The organism is Bradyrhizobium sp. Unk1 (assembly GCF_059512345.1).
The window spans coordinates 234,826-251,345 of sequence record NZ_JCAMOP010000004.1; the positions used below are offsets into that span (position 1 = coordinate 234,826).

16 protein-coding genes are annotated in these 16,520 nt (G+C 63.7%); 13 read left to right on the plus strand and 3 right to left on the minus strand.

The annotated features are described in order from the left end of the window. Positions 1-455 precede the first annotated feature (455 nt). Entirely contained in the window at positions 456-1,667 is a 1,212-nt protein-coding gene (locus AC5ZFO_RS06975; protein ID WP_063986445.1) for an acyl-CoA dehydrogenase family protein, read from the minus strand. 556 nt (positions 1,668-2,223) lie between these two features. Here AC5ZFO_RS06975 and AC5ZFO_RS06980 point away from each other — a divergent pair. Genes AC5ZFO_RS06980 through AC5ZFO_RS06995 form a run of 4 tightly spaced genes read left to right on the plus strand, consistent with a single transcriptional unit; the run spans position 2,224 to position 4,899 of the window. Next, entirely contained in the window at positions 2,224-2,964 is a 741-nt protein-coding gene (locus tag AC5ZFO_RS06980) for an outer membrane protein (RefSeq protein ID WP_282518175.1), read from the plus strand. A 51-nt stretch (positions 2,965-3,015) separates the two neighbouring features. Continuing rightward, on the plus strand, positions 3,016-3,522 hold the full coding sequence (locus tag AC5ZFO_RS06985; protein ID WP_282518174.1) for a porin: 507 nt from the start codon (positions 3,016-3,018) through the stop codon (positions 3,520-3,522). Then, positions 3,519-4,334: an outer membrane protein gene (locus tag AC5ZFO_RS06990; RefSeq protein ID WP_496121848.1), complete on the plus strand. Its 816-nt coding sequence runs from the start codon at positions 3,519-3,521 to the stop codon at positions 4,332-4,334. The genes AC5ZFO_RS06985 and AC5ZFO_RS06990 overlap by 4 nt, the downstream gene beginning before the upstream one ends. A 31-nt stretch (positions 4,335-4,365) precedes the next feature. After that, positions 4,366-4,899 carry a porin gene (locus tag AC5ZFO_RS06995; protein ID WP_282518172.1) on the plus strand — a complete coding sequence of 178 codons (534 nt, stop codon included), beginning with the start codon at positions 4,366-4,368 and terminating at the stop codon, positions 4,897-4,899. Positions 4,900-4,982: 83 nt separating this feature from the next. Here the strand turns inward: AC5ZFO_RS06995 and AC5ZFO_RS07000 are convergent, their stop codons facing one another. Both AC5ZFO_RS07000 and AC5ZFO_RS07005 read right to left on the minus strand, forming a co-directional pair. Continuing rightward, positions 4,983-6,122, minus strand: coding sequence for a glycoside hydrolase family 172 protein (locus AC5ZFO_RS07000; protein ID WP_282518171.1), 1,140 nt, complete (start codon positions 6,120-6,122; stop codon positions 4,983-4,985). A 63-nt stretch (positions 6,123-6,185) separates the two neighbouring features. Further along, positions 6,186-7,811, minus strand: a complete 1,626-nt coding sequence (locus tag AC5ZFO_RS07005) for a long-chain fatty acid--CoA ligase (RefSeq protein WP_282518170.1) — start codon at positions 7,809-7,811, stop codon at positions 6,186-6,188. 166 nt (positions 7,812-7,977) lie between these two features. On the opposite strand from AC5ZFO_RS07005, the gene AC5ZFO_RS07010 reads away from it, so the two are divergent. The 9 genes from AC5ZFO_RS07010 (at position 7,978) to AC5ZFO_RS07050 (ending at position 16,434) form a co-directional block, all read left to right on the plus strand. After that, positions 7,978-9,840, plus strand: a complete 1,863-nt coding sequence (locus AC5ZFO_RS07010) for a flavin-containing monooxygenase (protein ID WP_282518169.1) — start codon at positions 7,978-7,980, stop codon at positions 9,838-9,840. Then, entirely contained in the window at positions 9,837-10,643 is an 807-nt protein-coding gene (locus AC5ZFO_RS07015; protein ID WP_282518168.1) for a shikimate dehydrogenase family protein, read from the plus strand. Before AC5ZFO_RS07010 ends, AC5ZFO_RS07015 begins: the two co-directional genes overlap by 4 nt. A gap of 119 nt (positions 10,644-10,762) precedes the next feature. Then, on the plus strand, positions 10,763-11,593 hold the full coding sequence (locus AC5ZFO_RS07020) for a lytic murein transglycosylase (protein ID WP_282518167.1): 831 nt from the start codon (positions 10,763-10,765) through the stop codon (positions 11,591-11,593). A gap of 105 nt (positions 11,594-11,698) precedes the next feature. Then, positions 11,699-11,920, plus strand: a complete 222-nt coding sequence (locus AC5ZFO_RS07025) for a hypothetical protein (RefSeq protein WP_014496049.1) — start codon at positions 11,699-11,701, stop codon at positions 11,918-11,920. A gap of 12 nt (positions 11,921-11,932) precedes the next feature. Further along, the gene (locus AC5ZFO_RS07030) at positions 11,933-12,355 is read left to right on the plus strand and encodes a hypothetical protein (protein WP_282518166.1); all 423 of its coding nucleotides are present in this window, start codon (positions 11,933-11,935) and stop codon (positions 12,353-12,355) included. A 387-nt stretch (positions 12,356-12,742) separates the two neighbouring features. Beyond that, positions 12,743-13,189, plus strand: coding sequence for a MaoC family dehydratase (locus tag AC5ZFO_RS07035; protein WP_496121849.1), 447 nt, complete (start codon positions 12,743-12,745; stop codon positions 13,187-13,189). Positions 13,190-13,290: 101 nt separating this feature from the next. Beyond that, positions 13,291-13,803, plus strand: coding sequence for a hypothetical protein (locus AC5ZFO_RS07040; protein ID WP_282518165.1), 513 nt, complete (start codon positions 13,291-13,293; stop codon positions 13,801-13,803). Between the two features lie 289 nt (positions 13,804-14,092). After that, the gene (locus tag AC5ZFO_RS07045; protein ID WP_496121866.1) at positions 14,093-15,250 is read left to right on the plus strand and encodes a helix-turn-helix transcriptional regulator; all 1,158 of its coding nucleotides are present in this window, start codon (positions 14,093-14,095) and stop codon (positions 15,248-15,250) included. A 209-nt stretch (positions 15,251-15,459) separates the two neighbouring features. Beyond that, on the plus strand, positions 15,460-16,434 hold the full coding sequence (locus AC5ZFO_RS07050) for a helix-turn-helix transcriptional regulator (RefSeq protein ID WP_282518164.1): 975 nt from the start codon (positions 15,460-15,462) through the stop codon (positions 16,432-16,434). Positions 16,435-16,520: the final 86 nt, after the last annotated feature.

Genomic DNA, 16,520 nt, shown 5'->3' on the forward strand with positions numbered 1-16,520 from the left:
AGCGAAGCATCAGCCAGCCGTTGAATAGCGGTTCCAGACCGATGGGTTTTGACTGTGCATGGATGAGCGCGTTCACTTCCGGGATCGGAGGCGGACATGAGCTGGTTCTTTGTGTTTCTCATTGCCGCGAGCGCAGTCGTTCTGATCGCCCATGCGATTGACGCGATGCGTTCCTGAAACTGCCTGCGACTCGGTTTCTTCGGTAGCTAGGTAAGCCACGAAAATGTTCCGAGGCGGGCGAGTGTCAATTTGAGGAACCTGGTCCTGCAGGCCAAGGTTGTCACAGCAGGAGGAATACGGTCATGCTTGCGTTCTATCTGCCGATCATCATTTTCGGAGCTATGCTCGAAGCGATTTCGAAGCAAAATGTGTCTGCATCCATCCCGGAGCCGCAAAGCGTCGATTAGACTCCGATGCTCAGGCGCCCGGCTCTGGACTGACGAACTAACATCGACTCAGGCATTCGAGTATTTCTTCAGCTCGAACCGCGCGATCTGGTTCCTGTGGACTTCATCCGGCCCATCAGCGAGCCGCAACAGGCGCGCGGTCGCGTAAGCCTGGGTCAAGCCAAAATCGTTCGAGGTGCCGCCGCCGCCATGGGCCTGGATGGCCCAGTCGATGATCTGGCAGGCCATGTTGGGCACGGCGACCTTGATCATCGCGATCTCGGCCTTCGCGACCTTGTTGCCGACCGTGTCCATCGCATAGGCGGCGTTGAGCGTCAGCAGCCGGGCCTGCTCGATCATGATGCGGGCTTCCGCGATGCGCTCCTGCGTCACGGTCTGCTCTGAGACCGGCTTGCCGAAGGCGACGCGGCTGCGCACGCGGCGACACATCTTTTCCAGCGTGCGTTCGGCTAGTCCAATCAGCCGCATGCAGTGATGGATGCGGCCGGGGCCGAGGCGGCCTTGTGCGATCTCGAAGCCGCGGCCTTCGCCCAGCAGCATGTTCTCCTTGGGCACGCGCACATTGGTGAAGACGACCTCGGAAGCGCGGTCGGGCACGCCGTAGAAGCCGAACACGGGCAGCGGACGTTTCACCTCGATGCCCGGCGTGTCCATCGGCACAAGGATCATGGATTGCTGCTTGTGGCGGTCGGGATTGTCCGGATCGGTCTTGCCCATGAAGATGCAGATCTTGCAGCGCGGGTCGGTCGCGTTGGTCGTGTACCATTTGCGCCCATTGATGACGTAATGGTCGCCGTCGCGCACGATCGAGCTTTCGATGTTCGTCGCATCGGATGATGCGACCGCGGGCTCGGTCATGGCGAAGCAGGAGCGGATTTCGCCTGATAGCAGCGGCTTCAGCCAGCGCTCCTTGTCCTTCTCCGTGCCATAGCGTTCCAGCACCTCCATGTTGCCGGTGTCGGGCGCCGAGCAGTTGAACACTTCGGGCGCCAGATGCGTGCGCCCCATCACCTCGCAGAGCGGGGCATATTCGAGATTGGTGAGACCCGCGCCGTGGCCGGACTCCGGCAGGAACAGATTCCAGAGACCCTCGGCGCGCGCCAGCGGCTTCAGCTCCTCGACGACGGGATAGACCTTCCACGGCCCGAGCTCCTCCGCTTCGCGATAGAAGCGCTCCTCGTTCGGATAGATGTGCCGGTCCATGAAACTTTCGAGCTTGCGCTTGAGCTCGACGACTTTGGGCGACATCGGGTAGAGCATCTGGACCTCCTGTAGATCAAGCAGCGCCTGCACGCGGGGCCGGCCTGCATCAGAATCGAGTCGGCGATAGCGGCGCTTGCCTCATCGCATTTTCATCGGCGCGGCTCTGCGCAAATCGCGTCAGAGCTCACCTGTTGCGTAGCGATATTAACGTCCATTCATGCGTTGTCTTGCGTTTGTGCACCGAATGAGAAGCGCGTGGGAAACAATCAGCAACTGTGACTTTGACGCGACTGGCAATCCGAAAGGTCGTGCCTAAGATCGGCCTCAATCAAAAGTGGGGGCAGCAGTCATGACAACACAAGGGGACTACGGAAGCACATCCTTACGGATCGCGCGCCCCTAGTTCGCCAGTCGATAGGACGCGGAGCGCATTGCTCTAGACTGCGCGCGGGTTCTTCCAACAACCGATAGTTCGTCCCGTCGATCCGCAAGCTGCGCGGTCGCCGGTTTCGTTCGTTCAAAAGCAAGCAAGGGCTTGATCCAAACGTTGCATCTCAAGGCACAATCTAAAATAGAGAAATATAATAGCGGCAATCTTGAATTCGAAAAGGAAATGGACATCGACATGCACACGCAATCAGGACGTTCCGTAACTCACCGCATCAGACTCGCCGCCGCCGTTGCAGCGGTGAGCGCGATTATTACTTCACCTGCTTTCGCCGGCGGTCCGTTGCCTGCACCCGTCGTCTCCTGGTCTGGATTCTACGCCGGTGTCCATGGCGGCTGGGGATGGGGGAAGTCGGAGTTTCGCGATCCCCTCAACAGCCCCGCCAACAATCCGTTCTTTGCCTACTACAACGGACCGCTCGCGGGCGGGCAGCTCGGCTACAATTGGCAGCTGGGCAACTATGTCCTTGGTGCCGAGGTCGACGGCTCCTGGTCCTTCGTGAAGGGCAACACCAGCACCTCGCCCCTTCTCACGTCGAGCACCACCAACGGGGTCGGCTACACCGCCCTCGCGACCGCGACGGGCCGTGTCGGCTACGCATCGGGCCAATGGCTCGCCTATGCCAAGGGCGGTGGCGCCTATGCCCGCATGGAGCTCTCGTCGCGGTTCACCCCGGAGATCACCAACTACAACCGCGAGCTGTTCGGTGCCGTCGGCGGCGTCGGCCTGGAAGTGGCCTTCCTGCGCAACGTCTCCGCCAAGGTCGAATACAACGCGATCTTTCTCCCCACCGAAACGCTCCACTGGGTGAGCGCGGACACGACGTCCGAGATCAAGCATTTCGTCCAGGTGGTGAAGGCCGGCATCAACATCCGCTTCAACGGCGACGGCGGCCTCCCGCGTTAATTCCCCGGCACATCGAAACAGCATTCAACAGAAATCCTCGGAGACAACATCATGTTCACCATGTCCAAGATCGCTGCAGTCGTCACCGCCGGCCTCGGCGCCATGATCGCCGCACCAGGCCACGCCGCTCCGGTCGAGTACGTCAAGGTCTGCTCCTTGTACGGCGCCGGCTTCTTCTACATTCCGGGCACCGACACCTGCACCAACGCCAACCAGATCGCGACGAACCAGTTCGATCTCGCGCGTGCGCAGACCCGCGCTTCGACCGGCACCGCGATGGCTGCGTCGCTCGTCGCGCCGTGGCTTCCGACCGGCACCAACTACGCCGTCTCGACCCACTGGGCGACCTATGACGGCCAGCACGCAGCGGGCTTCTCAGGGCTCGTGCGGGTCTCCGGCAACTTCGTGTTCTCGGGCGGCTTCTCGCTCGGCCTCGACAAGGGAAGCCTCACGTCCCTCACCAACCGGACGCAGACGGAATTCGGCACGGCGATCCCGGCGCAATCGTGGAGTGACGTCCGTGGCCTCGGCCGCGCGGGCTTCATGTACGCCTGGTGAAGCACGCGACGCTCGCTCCGAAAATTCATTCTGACATTTTGAAAGATCATCCCATGACAATCTCTCTCTCGCGATCGGCGCGCCGCTTCCTCTCCTGCGTTGCTGCCGCCACGCCGCTTCTCGCGGCCATGCCGCTCACTGCCACATCTGCGAACGCGGCCGACATGACAGTGAAGGCTCCGGTCGTCGCTCCGGTGCCGCTCTGGAACGGCTTCTACATTGGTGCTCATGGCGGTTATGGCATGGGCAGCAGCCGGCTCGTAGACCCGAGCTTCGCATTCGCGCAAGACCGCTTCACGATGGACACAAAGGGCGCGCTCGCAGGTGCGCAGGTTGGCGGCAACTGGCAGTTCGACAACATCGTGGTCGGTGCCGAGCTCGATCTCTCCTGGGCGTCGATCAAGGGCAATCGGCCGTTCGATCCCGCGAACCCCATCTTGTCCGGGCTTTCAGTGTCGTACCAAGCACTGGCGACGGGTACCGGTCGCATCGGCTACGCGTTTGATAATGTGCTGGCTTACGCCAAAGGCGGCGTTGCATGGGCCAACGTCGCCTACCAGGCCTATGTCGGCACGTTTGCTCCGCTCGACGTGAACCACCAGCGGACCGGTTTGACCGGCGGCGTTGGCCTTGAATACGCGTTGACGAGCAATCTCTCGGCGCGACTGGAGTACGACTATCTGTACTTCGGTCCGGCCGCGATCGCGCTGAGCACACGGATCAGTACCCAAAACGTCGACCATGACCTGCACCTCGTGAAGCTCGGCGTGAACTACCGCTTCAACGGCGATGCCATCGTTGCTCGTTACTGAGCCGCGTCAACGTCACTGATTGGAGACAAACATGTGGAAGCAAATCAACGCGGCACGAGACGTCTTCCGATGTCACCTGCGCGCTATCCTTGCGACTGCCGCTGTGGTTCTGGCGATCCCGACGCCCGGCCATGCTGCGGTCGAGTACGAAAAGATCTGCTCGATCTACGGTGCCAACTTCTTCTACATACCGGGTACCGACACCTGCGTGAACGCGGGGCAGACGGTGCAGAGCCAGTTCGATCTCGCGCGCCAGATTACCCGTGCAGCGACGGGAACGGCCATGGCGACTTCGCTCGTCAATCCGTTCCTGCCCGACGGGACCAACTATGCGATCTCGACGCACTGGGCCGTCTTTGACGGGCAGCATGCCGCCGGTGTGGTCGGAATGATCAGGATCCAGGGAAACCTGTCACTGACCATGGGCATCGCGTTCGGTCTCGATCGCGGCAGCTTGACGTCCACGTCCAACCGGACCGCGACGGAGTTTGGCGTGGCGCTTCCGGCGCAGTCGTGGAGCGACGTGCGCGCCCTTGGACGCGTGGGGCTCCAGTATTCCTGGTAGCCGGCGCCGAACACGAAGGCGCCGCCCGGACGATCTTCACGACGTCCGGGCGGCGCAAATGCTGTGAGCGCAGGGAAGGGCGGCTAGCCGATTTCGAGATAATCCGGGCCGGGCAATGTCGGGAAGGGCGGGGTCGGCAGCGTCTGGTACCAGAACGCGACCGAGGCGATGTCGTCCTGCAATGGAAGATACTTCGCCTCCTTGACGCCCGGCAGCCAGCCCAGCGCCTGGATCGTCACGCGCAGATCGGAGCGGAAGCGCACGGGATCGGGGATGTGCCAGCGGTACAGGCCGAAGCGTTGCTGCGATTTGTAGACGCCATCGGGACGGATCACCTGCGGCAGGCCGGCATAGGGCGTGGTGAATTCCTGGTAGCGTGATTGCCCCTGGCCGGAATGCGCGACATGGGGATCGAAATTGTAGGCGCCGCAGAAATAATCCTCGGTGCCGGTGCCGCAGATGGTCGGGAATGCACCGTCGCCGTCGATGAAGAACTTGATCTCGCCTTCGCCCCACCAGCCGTTGTTGTTGACGCCCCAGGCCATATAGGTGCCGACATAATGGCCCGCACCGCTGACGCCATCGAGGATGGTGTAGACCCCCTTGTAGGGTAGCGGATTGGTGCGCCGGAACTGCGCATGGAAATAGGCGCAGTCCTCGGGCACCTCGGTGAGCGCATAATTGATCTGGTAGTAAACGGTGAGCTGCTCCTCGCTGCGGTTCTCCAGCGTGAAGCGCGCGCGCTTGCGGAACGGCATCTCCCAGTAGCAGTTGAAGGCGCGGCCGGGATTGACGCAGACCGCGAGCGAGGACACCTGCGCGAATTCCTCCCATCCGCAGGCAAAGAAATCGCCGGCCGGGCACTCGACGCTCGGTTGCTCCTGGTCGTCCCAACAGATCCGGAGGATCGAGTGACGCAGCCGCCCGCGCGCCAGCGTCATCCAGATCTGCTGGATCGCGCCCTGGCCCTGAATGTCGGCGAGCGTAAAGGTCGCGCCGGGTTCGATGACGACATAGGGCGAGATCTTCCAGCCCTGGCCGAGATCGCGGGCCTGGCGTGCGGCGGGTCCGTCGACGGACATGCCGCCCTTGCCCTTCTCGCCGGTGAAATTCTCGGGGCTGATCGAGCGCGTCTGCGCATTCGACAGGCGCGACAGATTGCCGAGATGCAGGCCCAATCCGGAAAACGCCATGCTGTCCTCGATCCCTGGAGTTAGCGACATCTCGATATATCGCCGTCGAATCTACCAAAAGATGAAGACCGCGCACGGCAGGGTGCGCGTACCTCAGGCGACGCGGTACTCCCTGAACTTCTCGCGCAGCGCGGATTTGAGCACCTTGCCGGTGCCGGTCATCGGAAACTCGTCGAGGAATTCGACGGCGTCGGGCATCCACCAGCTCGCGATCTTCGGGCGCATGTGGTCGAGCAGGGTCTTGCCGTCGACGGTCGCGCCTTTCTTGCGGACGACGAGGAGCAGGGGACGCTCCTGCCATTTCTCGTGGTTGATCGCGACCACCGCGGCCTGAAGCACGTCGGGGTGGGACAAGGCGACGTCCTCGAGCTGGATCGAGGAGATCCATTCGCCGCCGGACTTGATCACATCCTTGGAGCGATCGGTCAGCGTGACGTGGCCTTGGCTGTCGATCACCGCCATGTCGCCGGTGATCAGCCAGCCATCACGGTCGAGGCCTTCGTCGAGCTTCATATAGCCGGAAGCGACCCATGGGCCGCGGGCGCGCAAATGGCCGACGGTCTTGCCGTCGCGCGGCAGCTCGTTGCCGCCGTCGTCGACGATGCGCAAGGAGGTGCCGAAGCAGGCGCGGCCCGACACCTGGCGCCGGTCGAATTTCTCCTTGTCGCCGAGATGCTCGGAGCCGGGCCGCAAGCCCGGCATCGAGCAGCCCAGGGCCTCGGTCATGCCCCAGGCCTGGACGTAGTCGACGTCATAGTCGCGCTTGAGCTTCTCGACCATCGCGCGCGGCGGCGCCGAGCCGGACGACAGCGTCGCGCGCAGCGTCGAGAATTTGTTGCCGGTGCGCCCCAGCCAATCGAGCAGGATCAGCCAGAAGCTCGGCACGCCGGCGGAGAGCGTCACCTTCTCGCCTTCGAGCAGCTCATAGAGCTTGTCGGGCTCATAGTTACGGCCGGGCAGCACCAGCTTTGATCCCGTGTAAGGCGCAGTGAACGGCATGTTCCAGCCGTTGCCGTGGAAGAGCGGCGCCATCGGCATCATGACTTCGCGCACGCCTTCGAGATGTCCCGGCAGGAAGTCGAAATTGCAGCAAGTCATGGTCTGCAGGATGGCGGCGCGGTGCGAGTAGATCACGCCCTTGGGGTTGCCCGTCGTGCCCGACGTGTAGCAGATGGTGGATGCGGATTTTTCGTCGAACTCCGGCCAGGCGAAACCGGCGTCGTTCTCGCTGGCGAGGAGATCCTCGTAGCAATGCACGTTCGCAAGCTTGGTCTCCGGCATCCGCTCGCGCGAAGACATCACGACGAAGGCCTCGATCGTCTTCAGCTGCGGCGCGATCGCCTCGACCAGCGGCAGCGTGGCGCGGTCGATGAACAGCAGCCGGTCTTCGGCGTGGTTGATGATGTAGACGAGCTGCTCGGGGAATAGCCGCGGATTGATGGTGTGCAGCACGTAGCCCATGCCCGGCGCGGCATAGAACATCTCGAAATGGCGGTGCGTATTCCAGGCCAGGGTGCCGACGCGGTCGCCTTGCTTCATGCCGAGCCGCTTCAGCGCCAGCGCCATGCGCTTGATGCGTGGATGGGCGTCGGCATAGGTGTAGCGATGGATGTCGCCCTCGATCTCGCGCGCGACGATCTCGGCTTCGCCGTGGTAGTCTGCGGCATACTGGATCAGGCCGCTGATCAAAAGCGGCATGTCCATCATCAATCCCTGCATGGTCTCCTCCGGGCTGCCACGTCGTTGCGTGGCGTATGCTTGTGATTTACGTGCGAGGTTAGCGGAACGTCACGGGACGTTCACGCAAAAAGCGAGCGACGCGATTGCATGCGTCACTTTTTCGGGGCTAACTGATCCGAAGCAGCGTCCGCCGCGGAGGAAATCGATGTCAGCGGAAAGACACAAGACCGGCGCAGCCGGCGAATCTACGGTCGATATTTCCGCACTCCGTGCGCGCTATCGCGACGAGCGCGACCGGCGTTTGCGCGCCGAGGGCAAGGCGCAATATGTCGAGGTCACAGGCGATTTCGGCCGCTACCTCGACGATCCCTGGGCCGATCCCGGGTTTGCGCGCGCTTCGGTCAGGGAAGAAACCGAAGTTCTCATCGTTGGCGGCGGCTTCGGCGGCCTGCTCTGCGGCGCCCGCCTGCGCGAGGCCGGCATCGAGGATTTTCGTCTCGTGGAAAAGGCCGCCGATTTCGGCGGCACCTGGTACTGGAATCGTTATCCCGGGGCGGCCTGCGATACCGAGAGCTACATCTATCTGCCGCTGCTGGAAGAGACCGGCTACATGCCGGTGCGCAAATATGCGCGCGCGCCCGAGATCTACGAACACTCCCGCCGCATCGGCCGTCACTTCGGCCTCTACGAGCGCGCGCTGTTTCAGACCATCGTCTCGCGGATGGAATGGCAGGAGCAGGAGGGACGCTGGTTGGTCGAGACCGACCGCGGCGATCGCATCTGCGCGCGCTTCGTCATTCTCGCCGGGGGCCCGCTGAGCCGTCCGAAGCTGCCGGGCATTCCCGGCATCGAGACCTTCAGGGGACACAGCTTCCACACCAGCCGCTGGGACTATGGCTACACCGGCGGCACGGCCGAAGGCGGTCTCACAGGTCTCGCCGACAAGCGCGTCGGCATCATTGGCACTGGCGCGACCGCCGTGCAATGCGTGCCGCATCTCGGCCGCTCGGCGAAAGAGCTCTACGTCTTCCAGCGCACGCCATCGGCGATCGGTGTGCGCGACGACCGTCCGACGGACGCAGACTGGGCGCAGAGCCTCAAGCCCGGCTGGCAGCGCGAGCGCATGGACAATTTCACCGCGGTGATCTCGGGCGAGCCGTTCGAACGGGACCTGGTCCAGGACGGCTGGACCGGCCTGCTTGGCGAGATCCTGCTCGCGCCGCGCCGCCAGCCGCAGCCGGTGACCTCGCTCGAAGAGGCGTTGAAGGTCATCGAGCAGGCCGACTACCGCAAGATGGAAGAGATCCGCGCGCGCGTCGATACCGTGGTGAAGGACGAAGCCGCCGCGGCGGCGCTCAAGCCCTGGTACAAGGCGTTCTGCAAGCGCCCATGCTTCCACGACGAATATCTCGACACCTTCAATCGTCCCAACGTGCATCTGGTCGACACCAGGGGCGAGGGCGTCGAGCGCATCACCGAGAACGCCGTCGTGGTTGACGGCAAGGCCCATGAGCTCGACTGCCTGATCTATGCCAGCGGCTTCGAGGTCGGCACTGACTATGCCCGCCGCATGGGCTTCGAGGTTTACGGCCGCGACGGTGTGAGCCTGTCCGAGCGATGGCGCGATGGCGTCAAGACGCTGCATGGCTTCTACAGTCGCGGCTTCCCGAATTGCTTCCTGATCGTCACGGTGCAGGCCGGCCAGAGCGCCAATTTTCCGCACATCATCGACGAGCAGTCGCAGCACATCGCCTATGTGATCGCGGAGGCGCGCAAGCGCAAAGCGCGGACGCTGGAGCCGACGCTCGCCGCCGAGAACGCCTGGGTCGACGAAGTCGTCAAGGCCGCGCTCGGCCGCCAGACCTATCTGGCCGAGTGCACGCCGGGCTATTACAACAACGAGGGCGTGTTCGATCCGATCGCGGCAAGAAACAGCCAGTACTGGCGCGGGCCGGTGGCGTTCCTGCGGCTGCTCGACAAATGGCGCAAGGAAGGCAATCTGGATGGGCTGGAATTGACTGAGGGGACCGAGGCGGGCGGCTCTCAGGTTCCGGCCTCAACGGTATGATCCCGGCCCCATCAGGCGCGACGCGGCTCTACGTCATCGTCGGCGATCCCATCGCACAGGTGCGCTCGCCGGCAGGCGTAACAGCCGCCTTCGCCGCGCGCGGCCATGACGGCATTCTCGTGCCGGTCCAGGTTTCGGCTGCTGACCTCGCTGATTTCCTTTCGCTGGCGACGCGGCTGAAGAACCTCGACGGCATCGTCGTGACCATCCCGCACAAATTCGCCTGCTACCAGGCCTGCGTCAGTGCGACCGAGCGCGCACATTTCCTGCGCACGGCGAACCTGATGCGCCGGCGCGGCGACCGCTCCTGGCATGGCGACATGGTGGACGGCCTCGGTTTCGTCGGTGCGGCGCGGGCGAAGGGGATCGATCCCGGCGGCATGCGGGCACTGCTCGTCGGCGCCGGCGGCGCAGGATCGGCGATCGCGCTTGCGCTGGTCGAAGCCGGTGTGAGCGATCTCGCGATTCACGACAGCGTGCCCGAGCGCCGCGACGCACTGATCGGCCGGCTCAACGGGCTCGGCAGAACGCCCGTGCGGATCGGTACCGGGGATCCCGCGGGCTTCGATTTCGTCGCCAATGCGACACCCGCCGGGATGAAGGAGGGCGATCCGCTGCCGGTCGATGTCGCGCGGCTGGCGCCGACTGCCTATTGCGGCTGCGTCATCACAAAGCCCGAAGTCTCGCCCTTCATCGCTGCCGCCCGCAGGATCGGCTGCGTGACCGGGACCGGTACGGACATGTATGAGCAGCACCAGGGCATCATGGTGGATTTCCTGCTCGGCCGCGACGGGGAAAGGTAGGCCGTCATCCCGGTGTCAAGGCACAGGTTGCGCCGGATGGGGCTTGAGCGATCAGGGCCGACGTAGGATCATGGGCCCGCGCGAGCCGGTCGCGCACGTTTATGTGAGAGGACCAGGGAATGACCAAGGGCAGGACCGTTGCGACGGCCATGATCGGCGCTGCAGCGCTGCTTCTCGCGCTGGCGCCCATGTCCCTGATATCCATGGCCCACGCCGCCACATGCGGCCGCTCCCCGGCGGGCTTTGAGGCCTGGAAGCGCGAGTTCAGCGCGGAGGCGCAGGGCAAGGGCGTCGGCCAGACCGCGCTCGCGGCGCTGATGCAGACCAATTACGCCGGTGCCACGATCGCAGCCGACCGCGGCCAGCGCAGTTTTTCCCTGACGCTCGACCAGTTCCTCGCCAAGCGCGGCGCCACCACCATCGTCGCCAAGGGGCGGCAGCTCAAGCAGTCGCAGGCCGCCTTGTTCGCCTCGATCCAGCAGCGCTACGGCGTCCCGCCCGGGCCGTTGATCGCGATCTGGGGCATGGAGACCGGTTTCGGCAGCCAGCGCGGCAACCAGAACATGTTGTCGTCGATCGCGACCCTTGCCTATGACTGCCGCCGTCCCGAATTCTTCACCGACCAGCTCTATGCCGCCCTCAAGCTGATTGACCGCGGCACGCTGTCGGGGGCGACCCGCGGCTCCATGCACGGCGAGGTCGGCCAGACCCAGTTCATGCCCAAGAACATCCTGGCCTATGGCACCGGCAATCTCGAGGTTGCCGCCAATGCGCTGAACTCGACGGCGAATTTCCTGAAAGCTCATGGCTGGCGCGCAGGAGCCGGTTACCAGCCGGGCGAACCGAATTTTGCCGCTATCGAGGCTTGGAATGCTGCCGGCGTCTATCAGAAGGCAATCGCCTTGATGGGACGGCAGATCGACGAAGGAGGGGCGGCCGCGTCGCGTTGAGGCCGCATGAAGGCTCGGCCGCGCAGGAGAAAGTTCTTGCGTTGAGGAACTGACGGCACGAGGTTTGCTTTGATCGGGGGCGGGGCTGGCATGAGGAGACTCAATATGGCTACCCAGATCGTGATGGACCAGACTGGTGACACGCGCCACGAGTTTGATCCTGACAATGCCGAAGCGCTGGCGCGAGCCGAACGGCGCTTTCGTGAGCTGACCGGAGCGGGCTTCACCGCCGCCTATCGAACCGGACCCGGTGAAGTCACCCGTATCAAGTCATTCGATCCGACCGCGCAGGAAACGCTGTTCTATCCCCGCCTGGTCGGCGGTTGATCTGAGCTGCTCATGATCGCGGCAGTTTGGCTCCGCGCGCCGGCGCGTGCGCGTCTGCATGCGCTGCGCGAGCTCTATCGGCGGTTCTTCGGCGAGAACACGCCGGATGCCCGCGGCCGCCGGCTTTTGGCCGAATGGCTGTCGCCGGCACAGCATGCGCAATTCGAGCAGCATCGGTATTTCGATGTCATCGGCTGTGATACCGGCAAGCGGTATCGCATCCACTACGGCACGGCCGCCAATGTCCATGAGATCGACGACGAGGGGCGTGCGGCGATGGGATGGTGCTTCGTCCCGTCAGGCTTTCTCGTGCCCGGCGACGTGATGCTGGCGCAGAAGGTCGCGCTCGAGACCGACGAGAGCGCGGCAATCGCGCTCGCCAACCGGTTTCCGCCGGCCACGCATTCGGAGCACTTCTACCGGCGCCCGTTCTAGCGGCCGGAGGGCGTACCGATCAGGAGTGCGTGGTACGGTAGGCATCCAACGCATGCGCCGCGAAGACAGCGACGCTGCAAAGGGCGAGCACGGCTGAGATCAGCTCGATCATAGCTTATCCTCCCGCAGCGGCTGGGAGACGAGATTTTGGCAACAGGCATAATCCAGGATCAGGTCGAGGAAGAATTGCATGGTGGCCGTCCCTGTATGATTTTGACAACCAGATAACCGGCCATCTGTTTCAGGCGTGTTTCGTCGTTTTGGGAAACGGGTTTCGCGGGGAACCCGGGGCTGGTTTGTGCACCGCAGACCCGCTACATCCCGCGCTGCTCGGTCCTTCAGCCGGGCCTTTCGGGCGGGCGGCCAATCATATTGCGAGGCAAAATCATGGCGCAGGTCGAGTGGTTCGACGATCTCACCATCGGAATGCGGTTCAAATCCCCCGAGGTCCAAGTCACCGAAGCCGACATCAAGCGCTTTGCAGCCGAGTTCGATCCGCAGCCGATGCATCTCGACCACGAGGCCGCCAAGCAGACCTTGTTCAACGGCCTGGCTGCATCAGGATGGCACACCGCCGCGATCGCCATGAACCTCGCGATCCAGGCCCGCCCGTTCGGCCCGCATCCGCTGATCGGCGCGGGCGTCGATGGCCTGCGCTGGACCATCCCGGTACGGCCCAATGACCGCCTGCATCTCGTCGGCGAGGTCATGAGCCTGACGCCGTCGAAGTCGAAGCCGCAGGGCATGGCGCTGGTGAAATGGACCATGTTCAACCAGAACGGCGAGGAGGTTTACACCTTCACTCCGATCGCCATCATCCCCCGGCGGGTGTAGGGCCGGCGACGTTCCAGCATCGGCCCGGATCAGCCTCCTCGAGCCCTTGCGGGCTGCAGGCTGAGGTGGTCATCTCCGCGTGGGGAACGCTGGAGGCTGACATGAGACGATTCCTTCTTGCCGCTTTGCTGACCGCGGGCGCCCTGGGCGCGGCCGTCTCGAGCACAGGGTCGGCGCTCGCGCAGCAATCCAGGGTCGGCGACTGGACCATCGAGAAGCGCACGCAGGACACGCATTGCAATGCGAGCCGCGGCTACAAGGACAAGGAGGACGAGAACCGCGACTACGTCATCGTCATCACCTATTCCGAGAAGGCCATCGTGATCGTGATGATCTATGACGGTTGGGAGTGGGACAAGGTCGGCGAGATCCTCCGAGCCGACCTCGGCACCGATGACGCCGATATCATGAAGAAGGCGAAGTGGGAGGTCATGGACAAGACCACCGTGCGCGGCATCTTCGAATACGACCAGTCGATCATGGACCGGCTGTCGAAGGCCAGGCGTCTCTCGCTCGATTTCGAGGACGATGACGAGGATAGCATCGAGATGCAGATCCCGCGCGCCGGCGAGGCGCTCGCCGCGCTGAAGTTCTGCGAGGAAAATCGGAAATAGAGTGCTCCGCCGCGCACAGTGCGCGCGATCGAGCAAGCAGCGCGAGGGCGCGTGACCCACAGCACACAGCCCGCGCGCTGTTCGCTTTTATCCTAGTCTTTGGCGAAAACGTCCAAGCCGCACCCTGCGGTTGACGTTACGCAAGGACGATGTCCGATATTTTAGCATCTCGCTGCACTGCCTTTTCCACGCCGAAGGCGACGATTGACCGCTCCGTCGCCTCTGCCAATTTCCAATGCGCAAGCTCCCTTCGTCACCGGGACGGCACGCCGATCGCATCGTCCTTCCGATGACGATCCTCCAGGCAAACCGGTTCTCGTCTCTCGTCGGCGAGATCTACGATGCGGCGGTCGATCCTGCGCTGCGCAGCGGCGCGCTGGAACAGGTTTCCCATTTCGTCGGCGGGTGTGCCGCGACCATCCTGTCCCGTGATGCGGCAAGGCTCTCGATCGAGATTCACCAGCATTTTGGCACCGAATCCCGCTTCCGTCAGCTCTATCGCGACAGATATGTCGAGCAGGATCCTCTGCTCGATCGTCATCTCGCTTTTGCGGCCGGGCAGGCCATCGGCGTGACCGATATCATGCCGCATGCGGATTTCGTGGCCACGAGCTTCTATCGCGAGTGGGTCGAGCCGCAGGGCGCGATCGATCTCGCGACCGTCGCGCTCGAGAGATCGGACGCGCGTACCACGGTGTTGCAGGTGTTGCGCCACCGATCCCGCGGAACCGTCGACGAGGCGATGCGCGAACGCATGCGGCTGCTCGCACCCCATATCCAGCGTTCCAGGATCATGGGCCGACAGATCAGGGCGCGCTCGCACACGGTGGACGACCTTGCCGATGTCCTCGACGGCCTCAGCACGGCGATCTGCCTGCTCGATGCGGATGGCCGGGTCGTCCACGCCAATGCGGCGTGCCGGCAGCTGTTCGTCGATGCAAACCTGCTCGCGATGGTCGGCGACCGGATCGTGGTCCGCAACACCCAGGCCGACAAATCATTCCGCGGCCTGTTTGAAGTCGCCGCAGATGGCGAAGCTCATCCGGCTGGTCGCCGCCGCATCGAGCTCGCGACGTCGGCGGATGGTCAGCACTATCTCGTCCATGCCCTCCGATTGAAGCGGGAGCGCAGCCTGCCGCGAGACGTCGCGGCTACGGTGCTTCTCGTACAGAAGGCGGTGATGGTGCCATCACTCGTGCCCGACGCCATTGCTGCTGCCTTCAGGCTGACGCCGTCCGAGTTGCGCGTGCTGATGGCCATCGTCGAGGTCGGCGGCGTTCCCGATATCGCGGCAAAGCTCGGCATTGCCGAGACGACGGTGAAGACGCATCTCGGTCGCCTGTTCGAGAAGACCGGTGCCGGCAGGCAGGCCGACCTCGTGAAGATCGCGGCCGGCTTCGCTGCACCGTTTGCACAGCGAACGAGCCGCGACGACGACACCGTGTGATTCATTTCACAGCGCGGGCCGCGCGGCGATGCAATCTCAATCCATTGTGATGAGCAGGATCGTCAGGTCCTCCGAACGTACGACGCGCGTCATTTGATACTTTCGTATATGGCGCCACTTGAACGAGAACGGCAGCGTGCGCCACCGGACGCGGGTGCGGGAGAGGACAGCGCGTGGCCGGGCCTGCCCAGTTGGTTGGAGAAATTGCAGTGAGCGGCAAGGACGAATTTTCCATTCTCGAAGTTTCAACGGACCACATTCCCGAAGACGAGCGCGTGCCGCTGCTGCGCGAATTCTACTGCCGTGGCGTGCTCAAGGCCGAGGTCGAGCCGACGGACGAAAAGCCGTTTGCGGCGAGCCTCACATCCCACGCCCTGCCGGACGTCCAGCTGGTGATCGGCGGGCTGGTCGGAGCGCGGGTCATCCGTACCAAGCAACTGGTCGTCGACGGCAACGACAGCCTCGGCCTGATGATCAACCGATCCGGCATCGTCGAAGTATCCGCGCGAGGACGAGATCTGCGGCTTCATCCCGGTGACGCGGTTCTGACGAGCGCGGAGGATGCGACGATCTACGAACGCCTCTCGCTTGGAAATTGCCTGTCGTTGCGCGTGCCGCGGCGGGTGCTGGCGCCCATGATCGTGGACATCGACGACACGGTGATGCGGATCATTCCGGAGCGCGCCGCCGGACTTCGACTGCTGGTCGACTACGCGACCTCGCTGGTGCGCGAGCGCGCGCTCGCGGTGCCCGCATTGCGCCAGCTCGCGGTTGCGCATCTCCATGATCTGATGGCGCGTGTTCTTGGCGCGACGGATGAGGTTCACGAGCTGGCCGGACGCCGAGGCGTCAGGGCCGCGCGGCTACGGAAGATGAAGTCCTTCATCGCCAACAATTGCTGGCATCAGGACCTCTCGGTCGCGACCGTGGCGCAGGAATTCGGCGTCACCACACGTTATCTCCAGCGGCTGTTCGAAGCCGACGGCAAGACGTTCTCGTCCTTCCTGACCGAGCAGCGCCTCAAACGCGCGCATCGCATGCTGCGCGAGCCTGACTTCGCCGGGCGGCCGGTGAGCTCGATCGCCTACGACGTGGGCTTCGGCGATCTCTCTTATTTCAATCGTTGTTTCCGGCGGGCCTATGGCGCGACGCCCAGCGGCGTCAGGAGCGGCGAAGTGCTGTGACCGCGCGGTGCGCTGTTCGTGCGACCAGACAGGTGCCTATCGCAGTGCGCCGCATTCGGCCGACTACGTCTTCTAAGCGCGAGGAG